This window comes from Candidatus Accumulibacter similis (assembly GCA_013347225.1).
In the GTDB taxonomy this organism is placed as follows: domain Bacteria; phylum Pseudomonadota; class Gammaproteobacteria; order Burkholderiales; family Rhodocyclaceae; genus Accumulibacter; species Accumulibacter similis.
In genome coordinates, this window is record CP054595.1 from 910,116 (window position 1) to 927,468 (window position 17,353).

The 17,353-nt window shown below is 57.2% G+C and carries 12 protein-coding genes; 3 read left to right on the plus strand and 9 right to left on the minus strand.

Features of this window, described 5'->3' with window-relative positions; genetic code table 11:
• Positions 1-46: 46 nt before the first annotated feature.
• The 5 genes from HT579_04090 to HT579_04110 all read right to left on the minus strand — a co-directional run bounded on the left by HT579_04090 (position 47) and on the right by HT579_04110 (position 8,873).
• On the minus strand, positions 47-4,345 hold the full coding sequence (locus HT579_04090) for a trypsin-like peptidase domain-containing protein (protein ID QKS28188.1): 4,299 nt from the start codon (positions 4,343-4,345) through the stop codon (positions 47-49).
• Positions 4,335-5,777, minus strand: coding sequence for a metallophosphoesterase (locus HT579_04095; protein ID QKS28189.1), 1,443 nt, complete (start codon positions 5,775-5,777; stop codon positions 4,335-4,337). Before HT579_04095 ends, HT579_04090 begins: the two co-directional genes overlap by 11 nt.
• Positions 5,778-6,640: 863 nt before the next feature.
• Positions 6,641-7,420 (minus strand): SGNH/GDSL hydrolase family protein, encoded by a 780-nt coding sequence (locus HT579_04100; GenBank protein ID QKS28190.1) that lies wholly within the window; start codon positions 7,418-7,420, stop codon positions 6,641-6,643.
• Between the two features lie 626 nt (positions 7,421-8,046).
• Entirely contained in the window at positions 8,047-8,340 is a 294-nt protein-coding gene (locus tag HT579_04105; protein QKS28191.1) for a hypothetical protein, read from the minus strand.
• The gene (locus tag HT579_04110; GenBank protein QKS31492.1) at positions 8,337-8,873 is read right to left on the minus strand and encodes a thermonuclease family protein; all 537 of its coding nucleotides are present in this window, start codon (positions 8,871-8,873) and stop codon (positions 8,337-8,339) included. The genes HT579_04105 and HT579_04110 overlap by 4 nt, the downstream gene beginning before the upstream one ends.
• Before the next feature lie 472 nt (positions 8,874-9,345).
• Here HT579_04110 and HT579_04115 point away from each other — a divergent pair, with 472 nt between their 5' ends.
• On the plus strand, positions 9,346-10,374 hold the full coding sequence (locus tag HT579_04115) for an IS1595 family transposase (GenBank protein ID QKS28192.1): 1,029 nt from the start codon (positions 9,346-9,348) through the stop codon (positions 10,372-10,374).
• Positions 10,375-10,379: 5 nt separating this feature from the next.
• Here the strand turns inward: HT579_04115 and HT579_04120 are convergent, their stop codons facing one another.
• Together HT579_04120 and HT579_04125 are read right to left on the minus strand one after the other, a co-directional pair.
• Positions 10,380-10,814 carry a hypothetical protein gene (locus tag HT579_04120; GenBank protein ID QKS28193.1) on the minus strand — a complete coding sequence of 145 codons (435 nt, stop codon included), beginning with the start codon at positions 10,812-10,814 and terminating at the stop codon, positions 10,380-10,382.
• Positions 10,815-10,976: 162 nt separating this feature from the next.
• Positions 10,977-11,633 carry a hypothetical protein gene (locus HT579_04125; protein ID QKS28194.1) on the minus strand — a complete coding sequence of 219 codons (657 nt, stop codon included), beginning with the start codon at positions 11,631-11,633 and terminating at the stop codon, positions 10,977-10,979.
• A gap of 266 nt (positions 11,634-11,899) precedes the next feature.
• On the opposite strand from HT579_04125, the gene HT579_04130 reads away from it, so the two are divergent.
• Together HT579_04130 and HT579_04135 are read left to right on the plus strand one after the other, a co-directional pair.
• Positions 11,900-12,922 (plus strand): IS630 family transposase, encoded by a 1,023-nt coding sequence (locus HT579_04130; protein ID QKS31493.1) that lies wholly within the window; start codon positions 11,900-11,902, stop codon positions 12,920-12,922.
• A gap of 457 nt (positions 12,923-13,379) precedes the next feature.
• Positions 13,380-14,477: an ISAs1 family transposase gene (locus tag HT579_04135; GenBank protein ID QKS31494.1), complete on the plus strand. Its 1,098-nt coding sequence runs from the start codon at positions 13,380-13,382 to the stop codon at positions 14,475-14,477.
• A gap of 126 nt (positions 14,478-14,603) precedes the next feature.
• Here HT579_04135 and HT579_04140 read toward each other — a convergent pair whose 3' ends face one another.
• Together HT579_04140 and HT579_04145 are read right to left on the minus strand one after the other, a co-directional pair.
• Positions 14,604-15,680 carry a hypothetical protein gene (locus HT579_04140; GenBank protein ID QKS28195.1) on the minus strand — a complete coding sequence of 359 codons (1,077 nt, stop codon included), beginning with the start codon at positions 15,678-15,680 and terminating at the stop codon, positions 14,604-14,606.
• A gap of 179 nt (positions 15,681-15,859) precedes the next feature.
• Positions 15,860-16,846 (minus strand): IS5 family transposase, encoded by a 987-nt coding sequence (locus tag HT579_04145; GenBank protein QKS28196.1) that lies wholly within the window; start codon positions 16,844-16,846, stop codon positions 15,860-15,862.
• Positions 16,847-17,353 lie beyond the last annotated feature (507 nt).

Genomic DNA, 17,353 nt, shown 5'->3' on the forward strand with positions numbered 1-17,353 from the left:
ATACAGATATGTGACGATTAAATCAGCGTGTTCCTAGAGAAATTCATTACGGTTTGCTCCCTGAGCAGCCAGACGGCAGATCTGAAAACGTCATCTCGTAGTCACGTTCACCGAGTGTCCTCTCCCATTCTTGGCAGCTCAGATTCCGCCCAACCCTTGCTTTCGCTTGCTCGAGCAGGTCCTCAGTCCGCACAACCCAAAATCTCAATCGACCATCTTCGGTGACGGCGACAAGCCACCTCCCATCGTCCGTAAACGCCAGTCGCGCAATTCTATCAGGAGCGCTTGGCAGAGCCACGAACTTGCCGTGCCCCACACGGATGTAAGTGCGTCCATCAGCGATAGCGGCTGCATGGAGCGATCCATCCTGGCTTACGGCGACGGCAGTCGCTTCCTCCTTGTATCGCAAGGTCTTGTGGGAAACAGGGTTCAACGGAGCTTCACCCAACGTGGCGTCGAGTTCGAAGAGGTTGCCGCCAAATCTGTCGCCACCTGCACCGAAGATAATGTTTCCACCCCATAGTGCCACTGAGCGAACACGCTTTTCAACCGAGTAGCTAAAAGGCCCTTTCCCGGTAGCGACTTGCCACAGCCTCACCACTGGCGGATCCCTTGCTGGCGGTTTGGCGCCCTCTTCTGAGCTGTAATCAATGCCTATTGAAGGTCTGTAACCTTCGCGTGCGCCGACCAACCATGCACCTCCGCGATCGAATGCCATCACAGACAGGCTTGCTCCGTCCGCAAGTACGCTTCGCTGACTTTGAGTTGTGTTCTCGATCAACTCTAAGGATTGATCTGTCGAGATGGCCAACCGCCCAGAACCAATCGCAATGGAACTGATTGTACCCTTCGCTGCAATCTCTTGCACATGATGCAAGCCTTCATCCCAAAACTCGATGGACATGGAATTTGACGACCAGGCCGCCATAGCCAAGCCACCACAACCGAGTGCGACCCGATCGACGGCGTTCCTGGTCTTGATCTCTTGCGGTTGTACGGCGTCACTTCCTGGCTTAAGTTCCCAAACTCTTACGAGCTTGCCTGGGCCGGCGACAGCCCAGCGGCGTCCATCGCAGCTAAGGGCCAAACCATCGGGCCTAGTCGGCGGATCGAGGGGCTTGCTCCAGGTCTCCCCCGGTCCTTCTTCAAGATTTAGCCGTCTGATGCTTCCATCTCGGGCTGCGGCGACGAGAGCGCTATCGTCAGGGGTAAAGGCGAACGCGATCACGACATCGTCATGCCCCGCGAAAGTGATTGACGGTTCCTTCGGGGAGCTCTTGAGATCCCAGAGTTGGACTCGGCGGTCGCCATCCCCCTGCGTCGCGAGCCAACGGGAACTGCCACTGAAGGCTGCGCCTACAAATCGATCGACCCCGATGGCGATTGGTTGGGCACTTGGCCCTGAGCGGCTCGTCAGATCCCACAGCCATGCTCCCCCGCCCTTTTCTGAGAGGTTTGGACTCGCGCTCGCCATGAGCCAGCGAGAGTCAGGACTGACTATCAGTAAATCGACTTCGCCCGTAGCGCCAACAAGAAGGCGACCACGCTCCATAGTTGTCGCGTCTTTGATCTTCCATTCGCGGATCGATCCACTCGCTCCACCGGTGAAGACTGTCTTACCCTCACTGTCCGTAGCCAACGCAGTCACGGCGGGTTCACGAGGAGAGACGTTCAGGCTGCAGCGATTGCCGGTCAGACCCAGGAGCAAGAACTTGGGAGAGTCGGACGAGGATACGGCCGCCCAATCGCCATTACCGGAGATGTTGACAACCGTTTCCTGAGAGGACGCAAGAGCAGGGTCGCAAAACTTTTCCCATACTGAGTTCGTTCTGTGCCATATGACAACAGTCCCCAACATGCTGCCGCTCGTGGCTCCGAGCCACCTTGCATTGCGATCGAAGGAAAGGTGGTTGATAGCACCTGGTAGCAGGTTTCCCGTTTCATCCCTTTCTACCTTCAATTGGCCGTTCATGGCACCGAGATCGACGAAGGTCACTCCTTGCCGCTGGTCACCGATTGCGAGTGTTTGCCGGTTGGGACTGATCAGGATGGCCGATGGTTTTTCGGTGAGTGCAAGATCGCGCGGTGTTTTGTGCTGCGAATACAAGTCGTAGATCGATGTGCTCCCATCGTTGTTGACCACGGCGAATGGCCAATAAGTGCCGCCTAGGACGATAGAAGCCAACTGCCATGGAAGTGTCTCGGGTCTTGGATAGGGGACCATCGCGTTGCCCATCCTCTGTTCAAGGATGCGTCGCAGAACCTCCTCTCCGGGTGCCCCAGCGCCCCGTTTGATTGCTTCGACCGCGAGCAGCAGCGATCGCTGCGGGTCGATGGATCGTCCGTTGTCCGCTTCCGCAATTAACAGTTGCGCCGTGATGGACTCGTTCTTCTTCTCGAGGTCGGCGTTCTGAGCCACGATCATCGCATGCTGATCCACGATCATCACAGATAGACCGACAAGGCAAAGCACCACGACGCAAACAATGAGCCGCAAGATGCTGCGCTTTTTGCGACTCCGGAGGAGGAGCTGGCGTTCGTCATCGTTGAGCGTTCGCATTCCTTCAAGCCCCCGTTCGACGATCTTGAGATCATCAGCGGCAAGCGCGCGGTTCGCATCAGCCCGACTATCGAGGATGCGTCGCGCCCGCTGGCCGGGCTTTGCAGACTTGTCGTATTGGGCGCGGACGAATCGGGCCAGTGTGTCATGGGCTAGGCGGGTAGTACCCGGCCCCCCGTCTGAGAGCAAAAAGTGGCTTCTTAGCGACGTGAGGAGGATGCTGATCTCTCGATTCGGATAACGAGCTTCCGTCTCGGTGCGACCGCGATCCGCAGCGGTTCCGACGTCCGTCGTGTGATAGATTAGAACATCTAACAACAAGCCGGAGTCGGCAGCATCCTCGTGAGCCTTTGCAACGGACGCCATCTGGCGCGAGAGGAAATCTTGGAGGTGTTGTCCGTTCCTAATCAACGTTTGCAACGTCTCAAGTGAGAAATCTCGCTTTGTGTCGCTACCTGCATTCCAGAGTTCCGTTAGGAGGATTGCTAGCGTCGGTGCGACAGCCGATTTCGGATCAGAGCAAACATAGTCCGCAATGGCTTCGGGTACCCCGTCCTCAACAGATAGCTCGTAGAAGTTCCGCAAACGTCCCGACAAGGTTAAGCCTCGCACGGCCTCAATGACGTTCTGCCTGCCGAGTGGCTGGACATGCATCTTGCTGAATATTGTGCCGACATCCGTCGCGCATTGTTCGATCTCTGCGAGCCATTCCTTACGGAATCCCAGGACCAACTTGACTAACGTCGAGCTTCCACTTCTGCCAAGTTCATCGCCTACTGCGGTTAAGAGTTCCAATACTTCTTGATGACCTGCACGGGCGTCTGAAAGGAACGTCTCTTCTACTTGGTCGAGCATAAGGATGCTCTCCCTGCCGCTGATAGCGGCGAGGTGCTCGCGAAGGTCGGAGGTAAGTGAATGCTCTGGGGTTCGGCGGCGTACCGAGATGTTGAAGTCCAACTCGAGGCGGGGAATCAAACCTGCTTCCAGAAGCGAACTCTTTCCCACTCCCGACTCACCGTACAGGAGAACAACCGGTGGCATTGCGGGGTCGGTGAGAAGTTCGTAAAGCCGGCGGATGTCGTCTCCACGACCGAAGAAGATCTCAGCGTGCTCGCTAGTGTACCGCTCCAGATAGCGAAAGGGCGATTTCGGGAGGGGCCGAGGGCGTATTCCAGGGAGGCCATAGTAGGGATCCGGGTTAGGCAACCACCGCTCGCACGCCCTAGCAATCTCAGCGACTGGACAAGCCCATATCGTGCCTGTTACGTTCTTTCCATCCATCATAATCGCTGAACGAAGAAGTCCAACGACCGATCCCTCAACAACACACGGAGAGCCAGAGAGGCCGCTGATCGCCGCGCCAGCGGCCTGATTGCAATGAAGTTGAATCGCCAAGACACCTTCATAGCTGCCTTGTGCTTCTACCACGTGTCCATCGATGACCATCCCTGCGCTATGAACGTCCGGGAACCCATAGGCCCGCCAGCCTGTACCTCTATCGCAGTGTTCAGCGAGTGGCAGTCCTTTCTTAGGTGGCGCAGTTTTGCAATGCAATAGAGCCCAGTCTGCGTTTTGATTGAAGCTAAGGACGCTTGCTTTGGTCATGTGCGACGGAAATGTGAGAACGATCGAGTCCCCGTTGAGTCTCCCGGTGGTTCGATCGCCTATGACATGGAACGCTGTTAGTGCATAGCCTCCCGAAACATGGAAAGCAGTTCCAGCGAACGTCGTCGCGTCGCCCGTCACAGTGACCCTTGCTATTGCATCGATCCACCTATTGTTCATGTTTCACGACGTCTGCGCGGACGACACGATCGTCGTCGCTTATGTCTAACCGGACATATGTCGGCTCGAACCGGATATACGACTGAAGACGATTGGCGCGAAGGTCTTCGAGGAAGTAGCGAAGGGCAGCCAATGCAATTTCTTCGTGATCGCTGCTCAGTTCAGCAGGAAAGTACATCTTGTCTGACCATGTGCCGCTGTTCAGATACTCGGCGCCATTCCCCAGCGACACGCGCTTCGCATCGTGCGTGTGTCCGAAGATCACATACCGATAGTTTCTGGCGAGCACTCGAGCCGCAGATGTGTAGCGGTCGGCCTCCACGCCGGATGCGAACCGCTCACGCCAATCAAGAACGCCCAGAGTCTTCCGGACAAGACGAAGGCGTGCTTCCACGGATGAACGATCATCCATAACCATGAGCCTAGCGAGGCCGAATGCAGCGTCCGACCGACTGCCGATGTCACCCGGTCGTGGACCGCTGTCGAGCAGTTCGCGGGCCGCGTCATGACCAACCGTTCGTACCATGACCTCGTGCAGCGAGAGGTCTTCTGAGTCCAATCTGCCGTCGGCATAACGACGCACGGGATCCGCCGTCATGATCGATGCGATGTCGCCAGCTCGGCGCGGGAACCCGGAAACTCGCTGCCCGTGGAAGAACGCGGAAGGAAGTATTTTGAATAGTTCGCGGATCTGAAGCCTCGTGGAGGGTTCGAGTGCGAGCAGCAGAGCTATCAATGGTTCGGATTCGGGCTTTAGCAGGTCAATGAAGCTGTACAGAGATTTGATCGGGTTGATCACCTTTGCTACCAGTCGACTTCCAGCAGGAGCAACAAACTGCAGCTCACTGTTGGCAGAACACTGACCTCGCGATTGTAAAGATCGCAAGCGCCGGAGCCGATCGTGGTCAACGACATTGAAAGGGTCGTAACGGTTTCCGTGTTCGATCAGAGCATCGCCAACCCGGTAGGCCTCTCCATCATAAATGAAGCGGATCCGCGACGAGGTTTGCTGAGCGAGTCGCTCCTCGAAGGCGACTCTGACCCCTGGCAGAGCGAGCTCGACATCGTGATTTCCCAAGAGGACTACGAGCGCATGGCCCTTGGCGAGGAAGTTTCCGAGAGCATCGAAGACGGCACTGTCACGATCTCGATATGCAACTCTTCGAAAGGTCGCAGTGGCTTCATTGGCGTCTTCCACGAACGGCACCCACGGCTGCTTTCCCTCGTGGCACTCGGCAAGAAAGTCTATAAAGTCCCCGTTGATCACAAGCTCAATCGGGCATTCGTGCGCTCTGTCGGCGAGTTCCTCAATGAATCCTGCGAGTCGTTCTGGCCTCGACATGATGCGAAATCCTCGTTGGGCAGGATCATCCGAGAACTCGCCGCCAATGTGGAGGTCTGAGATGACGAAAACGCGCATCTTGGTGGGCATCGAACAGGCTCCTACAAAGGATAGATACTATTGCTACAGGCCAGCGCATATTGACCGATAACCAGGGTTAACTTTAATGTGAAAGAACCTCTACAAGCGCGCGAGTACCTGACCGCGAGCGGTCATGGAGATCGGTTGTCGTGAATCAGGCCGCTGCGGGGATGAAGCCGAAGCGAGTTAGTTCCCGGAGTTGCGACAGGAGTTAGCAGAACCTTATAGGAAGGATTGCCACGTATTTTGGGTCGTAGAACATATCAGCAGATAGGCCCAGCCACTCGCGTAGACGATCGCCGCTTGCGTCGGCGAACAGAACCCCGGAATCGTGGACTTTTCTTCTTGGTGCTTGGCCCGCAACCAAGATGCGTGCTTGCGGGTGCAACTGAAGGATCGGACGCGCGCCGAGTAGCAGATGCTCAGCGCATAGGGTGCAACTGCGCACCCTATTGAGCAAAGTGGAGGCCGTCGTCATATGGCAGCCAATCGGGATAGGACGAGGCCTCGCCGCCCCTCCCTCCCACACCACCGGACGTACGGGTCACGTATCCGGCGGTTCGGCATATTAAGTCGGCAAGTCGACTGGCCCTGTGCTGAAGCAGCCCCAAGGTTCGCGACCCGCTAACCGAAGCCTCGTCTCTGTCCGCTCCAAACCCATGCTCATCCGGTCGGATGCAGTCATAGTCTTCATTGGACAACGATTACTCCTCTCTTTCACGTTCGTTTCGGAACACCGTTCGGGCCTTCGGTTGGCTCTTTGGCTCCTCGCCGTCCCCTACCCTACTATGCCCTCTGCCGACTTCTCCAGGGTATTCAGCGTCGTTCACCCGACGCTCAACCTCGGTCCTCTGAGGCACCGAGCCCGTAGGTCAGGCTATTCCCGCAGCTTCTAGGACGGGTCGCCAGCACTTCGCAAGGCGATTGAACCCTGCTGGCGTCGGATGCAACTCGTTAGCCCAATCGGCGGGAGTCAGGGTCGTTACCTCGTCCACCACGTTCAGGTGAGGGGCTGCTCCCTGCGCTGAGCGAAGCGTCTCGCCGAAACGGTCGATGAGCTGATTGACCACTTGCTGGTGAAGCTCGCGCGGCACCTTGCATTGGTCCATGGGGTATTGAAGCCACTGCCCAAGTCCCATGAACCCCTTGCCATTCGGACAGGGGTAGTCGTAGCCGTGAACGAATACGGGCGTACCTGGGATCTTCTCTTGAACCAGATCGTACACGCTCTGTAACGCATCCCTGACCGTTTTGAAGAGTCGGTCGGGTTGTCCGGGGCTTAGACAGCTCGCAGCCGAGCTCTTAGCCGAGCAGTCCGGCAATAACAGGCTTTGTAGATCGTCCTTTCCGGCGAAATCATTGCCACCCCCGGATATAAATACTGCTTTCAGTGTCCTTCCATAGCCACCCGCCACATCGAGGTCCGACTCGATCTGGGCACGAACTGGTCCAGTTTGGTACTCGACTGCCTCAGCGCCGTTGTGGCCACGCACCAGCATCACGTGCGTTCTTCGACGGTTGAGAATCTTATGCAGAGGAATAGCTAGATTGTTCTTTGGGTACCAGAACCATGAATCGCCGATCGCCAGAACGGTCGGAAAAACACCGTCTGCCTGTAACAGAGCTTCATTCCAAACGGGTCCATTAGACATCTGAAATCCTCCATGCTAAGTCGACTTGCTCTGACCGTAAGCCAATCGGTACAAGTCACACGGAACTGCGGCCAAGGGTAGAACTCTCGCCCCTCTCAATCGAGCTTCAGTCTGAACGCCCGACTCTGGTCTGCTTGGCACTTGGTCAGTCGCAATTTTGCGCTCACCAAATGCTGTAGAACGGGCCTGACATTCCCTGCGACCTGGTAACCCGAGTAGCCCGTGTCAGTGAGCGCGTCGGTCAATGAATAGCCGTGCCCCGCTCTGTCAAACTTAAACTGACCACAATTGATCCAATAAACATGCCCAAGACCTTGACGGTCAAAATGCACCGCACAGGCAGCACCGCCAACGAACGACCACGCCATCGCCTCCGAGCAATAATCAAGGCACACCGCAGGTCAGTTCTAAACGCGTGCCGCAACTTTTCCCTAATGAAAATCTCAACCGAGACTCTCCTTCTCGACCGAGAAATCTGCAGTGACCCCCATATACCTTGCCGCGATCGGGAAATCATCACGCTAGGCCATTCGCCATGTGAATGCAAATAGAAACTGTTGATAATCTATCTTCCCTATTTAGTTGGTCGACGAGCGAGAGTATTCGAATGGCCACCATACCCCCCTTCAATGCACCTTCGGCACCAACTCCCGCAACCGCATCCACACCGCCTCAACGATCACCATCGAAACGTCGTCCGGGTGCATCGACTGGTCATGCTCTCGAATGGCCCGCATCAGCGCGTCGTTGCCCTTCCACAGCCCCAGGTTGTTCCGAATCCAGGCGCCGGGGCCCATCTGCAAACCGATGAGTTCCGCTTTGGCCATGGCGGCGATCGTCGCCTTGTCGTTATCCGACAGGGTGGCGATCACCACGCCGACGGCCTCGTCAATCGCCGCCGGCCACTGCTTCTGCTTCATCGGCGTGCTTCCTTCCGCCAATCCCAAGGGGGTATCGGCTGACCATCGGCCCACAGGCCGGCACGCTTCGCCCGCGCTTCCTGTTCGGCGAACTCGTACCGCCCCGCATCCTCGGGCGACTGCTCCTTAGCGTACTTCCGGTACCACCATGCAAGGCCGACCGTGATCTGCGCCAGGCCAGCATCCAGCGTCTTCGGGCAGTAGCTCGTCCGACAGTTCGGGTCCGCGACCATGACCTTGCCAACGATGCGTTGGTAGCGATCGTGTTTCTGCCACTGCACGTCGACATCTTTCCCGAAGACCATCGCCGACATAAATTCCTTCGATCGCTGCCCGAAGGGTTGCGCTTTCTCGGGGGCATCGATGGCACCCAGGGGGATCTTGTGCTGCGCGCGGTTGGCATCGAGCACCGTGATCGTATCGCCGTCGGCGACGCCCACGACGGTACCGGAGAGGGTTTCGGGATGTGCCGAGAGGCTGACGACCAGCATCAGGAAGAACCGCAGATGTCGGACGTGAATTCGTCCTCTCATTCTACTCATGGAGAGGTAGTTACCATTCTTGTCGCTGTCGGGCTCTGCGTAGCGAGGTTAGACGCACCGCAGGTTCGACAAATCCTGGCCATAGGACTTTGCACCAGTTGCTTATTTGGGGCGACAGGGCTTGCCCTCATATTGATGCCGTTGCAAGACATATTCGTGGCCGTTCCAGCGCTGAATCGGAAAGCAGAAGCCTGGTCCGCCGATCTCAATGTCTGGCCAGCCGCCAGCCCCCTTGGTGGTCAGGACGGTGAGGATGCCCGTGCCCCTGGTGATCAGCTTCCAACTCTCATTAGCCTGTTTGCTGACGAGGCTATAGCCGGAGCCGGTATTTCCGGCATTATGGAGCAACCACCCCAAGCCTCAGCCGGACGCGGCGCCGACGATGATTTTTTTGTCGGGCGCACTCTGTGAGCCCGGCGAGCCCTACACTCATCCTCATGACCCACCCCCATGAGCCAGTGCGATGAGTTTACATTTCCTGCTGAAAGCCGAAGCCCGTAGCCTGTCCGTGGTCCAGGTGCTGGCCATGAGTGACGATGAAGCCCTGGCCCTGTTCCGCCAGTTGCGCTGGGGCGAAGGGGAGCAAGTGGTCTGCCCGCACTGCGGCATGGCGCACCGGCACTACTTCCGCCCGACCCGCAAGATCTGGCGCTGTGCGGGCTGCCAGGATGATTTCTCGGTCACGTCCGGAACGATCTTCGCCTTCCACAAGCTGCCCCTGCGGCTGTACCTCGCGGCGGCGATCCTGTTCACCAACGCCGCTAAGGGCATTTCTGCCCTGCAGCTCGGACGCGACCTGGGCGTATCGCACAAGACGGCCTACGTTCTCCTGCACAAGATTCGCGAGAGCCTGCTGGTGGGCCGGGACGAATGCGCCCTGTCGGGTGCGGTTCATGTGGACGGGGCGTACGTGGGCGGGCAGGTCCGGCCGAAGAACAAGAAGGAAGACCGGGTAGACCGCCGCCTGGCGGAGAATCAAGACCCGGACAAGCGCTGCATCCTGGTGATGCGTCAGGCGCACAGCGAGGCGGAAGTGGCGGCCGGCCATGTCGGCGCCAAGAAGACGCTGACCTTCATCGTCAAGAAGGAAAACCAGACCGACATCGGAAAACTGGCGCCGGCCTACATCGCCAAGGGTTCCGTGATCTGTGCCGACGAATCGGACGCCTATGACCTGCTGCATGCCCGATACGCGGTCCGCCGGGTGAACCACAGTCAGGAATTCCGAGCCGACGATGGTACGACCAACAACCTGGCAGAATCGTACGTCTCGCGCTTCCGCCGTTTCCACATCGGCCAGATCCACAAGGCGGCGCCGAAGTATCTCGACAACTACGCCAACGAGATGGCCTACCGCGAAGACACCCGGCGCTGGAGCAACGCCGACATCTTCCGCGATATCGTCGGCAAGTGCGCCCGGGCCTTGGTGAGCCGGGACTGGTGCGGATACTGGCAGGGCAACCACCGGCAGGGGGAAAGCCTGGCGGTGTGAAGCGGTCAGGCGACGGCCCAGGTGGCACCGTGCCCGTCACGGCCGGCAAGGACCAGGGTTCCGGTACGCTCCAGGCGACGCACCACGCCAATGGCGTTCTTCCGCATCTGCTCGATCATGACGGTGGTCGCTTCCAGTCCCCGGCGGGCCGTCAGCGCTTCGCCGATCTGGCGGCTGCTCAGCGCCCCACCTTGAGCCTCGTGGAAGATGTCGAGAACCATGCGCTGGCATTCACCCGGCCGGAAGAAGCGGTTTCGCACCCGATGGGCCTTGGCCCGGATCGTCCGCAGGTCGATTTTCGGGGAAAACAGCTTGAGGGTCGCGTCGAGGTGGGCCAGATCGTCCGCCAGACGTCCCATTTCCTTCCGGTGATGCTCGATCAGCCCCGCCAGTTCCGCGCGCTTGGTGATCAGGGCCGCAACGACGTGGCTCTCTGCCATGAGAAATGCTCCCGTTCAGTGAAAACGAGAGGATTCTCGTCGAGCAGGCGGTCGGGTGCCGGGGGTGGTTGCTCCATAATGCCGAAGATCAGCCTGCGCCTGAAGCGCAAACGCGCCGCTTGGGACGACGACGTTCGGCTCAGGATTCTCGGTCTCACGCCGCTATGACAACCGAGTGCGGAGGCCCTGGATGACTTCCCTTGCCTGCGCAGTATCACAGGTTTTCAAGTCTTCTATAAATGTGTCTAGCGCATCCCAGTCTGTTGCATCTTTAAATGAATACGAGACAGAACATGAACCACTCCCGTAATCGCAATCCCAGCTATGGAAAGTGTCTTTAAAATCGCCCGTGCTTTCTCGTTTAGCAAAAACGTCCAATGGCATCACGAGCTCGGCACGCCTCTTGCCGCTTGAGCCGCTAGGGTGGTCTCCATATGCCATAGACTCATCGACGACGGTGGTGCGTACAACGATCTTGACCCGAAAACTTTCTAGTATGAGCGGAAAATTCTGGAGAACTAGTTCGCGTATATGTTTGTTCGCGAGTTTGTAAGCGGGCAGTTCGACGAAGATATTCCTGCAGTCGACTTCCAAATCTGTTAAGTAGGCAATCCCGAACACGACGCCAACGGCGGCAAGCCAAGGTAGCACCAAGTGGGCAAGCGTCCCCTCGGGGGAAGTCCGAAAAAGGGGGGCTGTTGCCGAGCAAGTAACCAAAAAAACCGGGATCGGAAGAAGCAGTACAAAAATAGTAGAAAACGCCTTTCTGTAATGACAAACAAGCCAGCAGAGTAGCTTTAAGACAAGTTTCAGTTTCATAGTAGATGTACGTCGCAGTGCCATGGCCTAAGGAACCGCTGATCGATGGATCATGCCACAGCCCCTTGGTGCGCTGTTCGCCTAATAGCGTTTATCGGCCGCGCCGAAAGCGTCCGGCCTCGCCGCTGGTGCATCCGCGGCAGATAAACCTCGTTGGACTGAAGCGCCTCGACGGCGGTACTTACTAACAGATAAAGTATTTCCGTGCATTTGGCGTTTGCTTCCATGTTTTCCAAGGTATAATAAGGGGCATGAACTCTCCACTGATGCCGCAGAGGCCGGTTTTCACTTCCAAGCGCATGGAACAGCAATGGGTCCGCATGCAAGGCGTCAAGATGATGCGGGCTGGTATGCCGGCGAGTCATGTGGCGCACCATTTCGATGTTTCGGTGCGCGCGGTTTTCAAATGGATCGCAGCATTCTACGACGGTGGTCAGAATGCGTTGCTCGCCCGAGAAGGAGCCGGTCGGCCGCCGAAGGTTACTCCGGATCAGTTGCGTTGGATTGCCGATACGGTTCGCGACCGCACGCCCGATCAGTTGAAGTTCGAGTTCGGGCTGTGGACCTTGCGCCTGATCGGCAGCCTGATCGAACGGCAGTTTCAGATGACGCTGAGCCTGCCGACGCTGGGCAAGGTCATGCGGCAACTCGGATTCACTGCCCAACGCCCGCTGTACCGCGCCTATCAACAGGATGCGGCGCTGGTGCAGCGCTGGCACACGGAAGAGTACCCGGCGCTGCAGGCACGCGCGAAGGCTCGTGGGGCATTGATCATGTTCGCCGACGAGGCCGGGATGCGCTCGGACTACCACGCGGGCACGACTTGGGCGCCTCGCGGCCGGACGCCGGTGGTACGCGCCACTGGCCAGCGCGTCTCCGTCCAAATGCTGTCGGCGGTTGGCACGGGCGGGCAACTCCAGTTCATGCTGCACGAGGGTCTGGTCAACGCCGCGGTATTCCGCACCTTGCTTGAACAACTCATGCTTGGTGCGACGCAGCCCGTTTTCCTGGTTGTCGATGGTCATTCGATTCATAAAGCCAAGCTGGTGAGCGAATACGTCGCATCTACCGACGGCATGCTGGAGCTGCACTTCCTGCCGCCTTACTCGCCGCAGCTCAACCCGGACGAGCAAGTGTGGAAGAGCGTCAAGGAGCGGGTGGCGAAACAGAAGCCGCTCGACAAAATCAGCCTGCGGCGTCTGATTCAGGGTGCGTTGGAGCGCCTTCAAACTCTGCCTGAGATCGTGCGTGGGTTTTTTAGGCATCCGGATTGCGCTCGTACAATATGAACTGTAGATGTTTATTGCTTAGTATGGGGATTGTAAGCGTCGCGTGCCGCCGGTCAAGTCACGGGCAACCCGAGTTCGACACCTTTCGCGTGCCAAATGCATAAATGGAGTTGCGGGCACAATAAAAGCAACGGGTTAGCGCGCGGCGAAAAATCTCCTGTAGTGACACGTTTGGCCTAGGAAGCCATTGTGATCATGACGATATCGGGATACAGTAGCGACATGTTCGTGAAGATCACCACGTCCGGCCCGAGGCAGTACGTCAAGCTCGTCGAGTCCTACCGGGACCCCTCAGGGCCTCGGCACTCGAATAGCATAGTTGCCTTCGTCATACTCGGCAAGTGAAAAATCTCTAACATTCATAGACTTATGACAAGAGCTTGTAAACCCCTCTCGAATCAGGTCTACTCTCGTCTTTTGGGCGACCGAAATGAGTGCGACGAATGGAGCCAGCCTGATGTGCTGCTTGAGGAAAGTAGACGACCCGCGCAAACCCAGCAATGGGACGCTGCACGACTTCGTTGAGATTCTGGTGATTGCCATGGCCGCGGTACTCTCCGATTGTGACACCGTCGAAGACATCGCCTATTGGGCGTACAAGAAGGAGGATTGGCTGCGTCAGTTCCTGCCGCTCAAGAACGGCGTCGCTTCCGAGAAGACGTTCCTGAGGATCTTCCGGGCGCTGGACCCGAAGCAATTCGAGGTGGCTTTCCGCCGCTGGGTTGCTGAGGTGGTCGGGGGCCTCGCTGGCGGCATCGCGGTCGATGGCAAGACCGTGCGCGGGTCGGGCAGCGGCGGTGAGAGCGCCATTCACATGGTCAGTGCCTTCGCCACGGAACTGGGCGTCGTTCTCGGCCAGGAAAAGGTCGCCGCCAAGAGTAATGAGATCACCGCCATCCCGGAACTGCTCCAGGCACTGCAGATCAAGGGCTTGCTGGTCACCATTGGCGCCATGGGGTGCCAGAGGAACATCGCCCGTCAGATCACCGACCAGGGCGGCGACTACCTGCTCGCGGTCAAAGGCAATCAACCGGCGCTGCTCGAAGCCATCCAGACTGATTTCATTGATCAATGCCAATCGGAAGCCGTCGACCGCCACCGCCAGGTTCATAAGTCCCGTGGTCGGGTCGTCGGCCAAATCGCCTCGGTCCTGCCCGCAAAAGGAACCGTTGACCTGGCCGATTGGCCCGAGTGCAAAACGATCGGTCTGGTCGACTCCTTGCGCAAGGTCGGCGACGAAGAGTCGAACTTCGAGCGGCGCTATTACATCAGCTCTCGCGAGTTGACCGCCGAACAACTTGCCGTCGCCGTGCGCGGCCATTGGGCCGTGGAAAATCGGCTTCACTGGGTGCTCGACGTCAGCTTCGGCGAGGATGCCAGCACCGTACGTAAGGACAATGCCCCACAGAATCTTTCCCTCCTGAAGAAGATCGTTCTCAATCTGATTCGGCTGGATACGACCGAGCAAAAGAAAACCAGCTTGCGTCTGAAGCGCAAGGCAGCCGCCTGGGATGACGACTTCCGGGTGAAGATCATGGGCCTCGTCAGACTATGACAGCCGAGTGCCGAGGCCCTGCATAGCATGCACTGATGGTTCGGAAGTCGATGCGACCTGTGGGAAGGTGAACCGGTTCAAGATAAGTCTTAACAAATCATATAGTTGACTTGGCTTGACTCCATGCTATCCGAGTGGAGAGGCCCTGTGGCGGCCCCTCTCTACCGCCTTACGTGCCATGCTCGAAATAGGGCCGATAAGCACCCGTACCGCCTTCCTTAAGTTGGGATGCCTTTCGATTAATCGCGCCAGTCTGGGCGAAAACCGGTAATATACAGAAACCAGTTTCCGCCCAATTACATTCTTAATGAGGTGCTCGTCCCGAAAGCGTCTTAGAAAAACAACTTCTCTCGCCGCATCCGAGCCGTAACACGCGGTTGCGATGAAGCACTCCCTTTTTTGGATGACAGATGTGTCAGGAAGCCTACCGCCATCTTCGAGCTTTCGCAAAATATGAGCCGCGGCATAACTTAACCAAGCGGCTATTTCGTTCACACTCTCCCCTGTCTTGCAAATCAGCATTGCAACTTCATCACATCGCTGGGAATGCCGTCTCGCATATTCAGGTTCGACAAAAGCCTTTCGAGAAAAATCCTCGATTTCAGCGAGCTTGTTATAGAAATCAGAATTGGCCCTTGCTCCATTTAAGATTCTTGTTTCCCAATCCGCCTCGCTGCCTGTCGGCTGATCTCGGTCTATTCCTCTATCTCGCGCTCCTTGATTAGAAATATATTCGGAAAGGGACTCTGGAACCCAGATAAGGGATCGAACAAAACCTGAAAATAGACTGTCGTATGTTTCTACTTCTCTTGACCATAATTCAACCGTATATACGGAGTCGGTCTGCTTGCATAGGTACACCCACCCATCCATCGGCCCGTCGGAAAGACACAATTCTTTCATGGGGACGCCATTTACGCTCTGATCACGGGTTTGGCGAGTTTCCGACCTACCTTTTTTCGTCAGTGTTGCTATGGAGTCTAAATCGGTAGCCCCTATGTAGCGCCGAATTATGACAAGAGGATCGTCAGAAAGATCGCGAGGTCCAAAACAACCTATTGTGAGTACGCCGCCTAGCTTCGAACTGGAGGGAATATCTCTTATGATCCAGCCATCGGGGATACGACCCGCAATACGATATCTGACGCTAGCAAAGGTACAATCACTAAGTGCAAAAAAATCGCGGCTACGACCAGTAAACATGCTAATTAACTCCCAAGTTAGGGAACCACTGATCAATGGACCTGAACACGCGCCAAAACCGCTCTCGGCCGGGAAGCAGAGCGCGCGCGGTCAGGCGTCGCGTCATTTCGGCCGATTTCTCCCGGGTTCAAAGCCGCGTCTTGGCCTTTGCTGCTCCTTTTCGGGGCCCTTCGCCGTGCTCAGGACGCACCTTGGCTGTGAAGAGCCAGAAGCTGTCGCTTTGCGATAACCAGATTGGCCAGCGCAAAGAGGATGTGCAACTGGGCGGTGTTCTTCTTCAGCCCCCTGTAGCGGACCTTGCGATGGCTGAAGAGATTCTTCACGATGTGGAAGGGGTGCTCGACCTTCGCGCGGATGCTCGCCTTGACCGATTCCAGGCGACGCAGCAGTGGGCCAAGCTTGCTCTCCTTCGGGATCGCCTTCAGCTTGCTCCGCTTGGTCGCCACTTGCCAGTCGATGTCCCGGTCTTTCAGCTCTTCGCGCTTCTCGACGCCGGTGTAACCGGCATCCAGATACACGGTCTTCTCTTCGCCGTGCAGCACTTCGGCGGTCTGCGTCACGTCGGCGACGTTCGCCGCCGTTCCCACCACCGTATGCACCAGACCGCTCTCAGCATCGACCCCGATGTGCGCCTTCATCCCGAAGTGCCACTGGTTGCCCTTCTTCGTCTGGTGCATCTCCGGATCGCGGGCCTTCGCTTCGTTCTTCACCGACGGCGGTGCGGCAAGGATCGTCGCGTCGGCAATCGTTCCCTCACGCATCATCAGCCCCTTGGCCGTCAGTTGCGCGTTGATCGCCGCGAAGATGGCCTTCGACAGGTCCTTCTCTTCCAGCAAGTGGCGAAACTGCAGCAGCGTCGTCGCATCCGGCGCCGCCTCTCGCGACAGATCGATCCGCACGAATCCCCGCAACGCTTGGCTGTCGGTTATCGCATCCTCTACCCCCTCGTCCGACAGGCCGTACCATTGCTGGACCAGGTACACCCGCAGCATACGTTCCAGCCCGATTGGCGGCCGGCCGCGCTTCCCTTTCGGGTAGTACGGTTCCATGATCGCCAGCACGTCTTGCCAAGGGATCACCTGTTCCATGTCGGCAAGAAAGCGCTCGCGTCTGGTCAGCCGCCTCTTCCCGGCAAACTCGGCTTCCGAAAAGCTGATCTGCTTCACTGGCACAATTCCATCATCGGCAACGTGCACATTATACCAGAGGCATCGTCCGCCGGGACGATTAAATCAGTGCGTCCCTAACACCAAAGGTCAACTGTAAACACGTGCGCAGCAAGTTGCGGAGAATTAGAAAAGATTAAGACAAAAACACCCTCTACCGTATACGAAAGGGTCTGGAAACAATCCACGCAAGAACGGGCTGTAACAGCAGGATTGCGCCACCGACCAAATATAGCCAATCCAAGTTGAGCATCTCGTGCATTCCCAGCTCTTCGGCCGGAAAAACGAAGAACATCTGCATTACTTTGGCTGTAACGCCAAACGAAAATAGGACACAGCCCGTGCGAAAAGAGAGTCTGAGCTGTCCAGCATTATTGAGCAAATAGAGCCAGAGAGTGGACCCAGGTCGCGACATTTCGGCATCAGCAACTGCGGAGTCAAGACTATAAATATCGGAATCTCCATCTGCGCCTTCCTCGGTCCTTTTTCTGACATCGCGCCTACGGT

Coding starts and splice junctions, on each gene's coding strand:
- HT579_04090 (QKS28188.1), bottom strand. CDS start 4,345: ATGAACAATAGGTGGATCGATGCAATAGCAAGGGTCACTGTGACGGGC.
- HT579_04095 (QKS28189.1), bottom strand. CDS start 5,777: ATGCCCACCAAGATGCGCGTTTTCGTCATCTCAGACCTCCACATTGGC.
- HT579_04100 (QKS28190.1), bottom strand. CDS start 7,420: ATGTCTAATGGACCCGTTTGGAATGAAGCTCTGTTACAGGCAGACGGT.
- HT579_04105 (QKS28191.1), bottom strand. CDS start 8,340: ATGAAGCAGAAGCAGTGGCCGGCGGCGATTGACGAGGCCGTCGGCGTG.
- HT579_04110 (QKS31492.1), bottom strand. CDS start 8,873: ATGAGAGGACGAATTCACGTCCGACATCTGCGGTTCTTCCTGATGCTG.
- HT579_04115 (QKS28192.1), top strand. CDS start 9,346: ATGAGTTTACATTTCCTGCTGAAAGCCGAAGCCCGTAGCCTGTCCGTG.
- HT579_04120 (QKS28193.1), bottom strand. CDS start 10,814: ATGGCAGAGAGCCACGTCGTTGCGGCCCTGATCACCAAGCGCGCGGAA.
- HT579_04125 (QKS28194.1), bottom strand. CDS start 11,633: ATGAAACTGAAACTTGTCTTAAAGCTACTCTGCTGGCTTGTTTGTCAT.
- HT579_04130 (QKS31493.1), top strand. CDS start 11,900: ATGCCGCAGAGGCCGGTTTTCACTTCCAAGCGCATGGAACAGCAATGG.
- HT579_04135 (QKS31494.1), top strand. CDS start 13,380: ATGTGCTGCTTGAGGAAAGTAGACGACCCGCGCAAACCCAGCAATGGG.
- HT579_04140 (QKS28195.1), bottom strand. CDS start 15,680: ATGTTTACTGGTCGTAGCCGCGATTTTTTTGCACTTAGTGATTGTACC.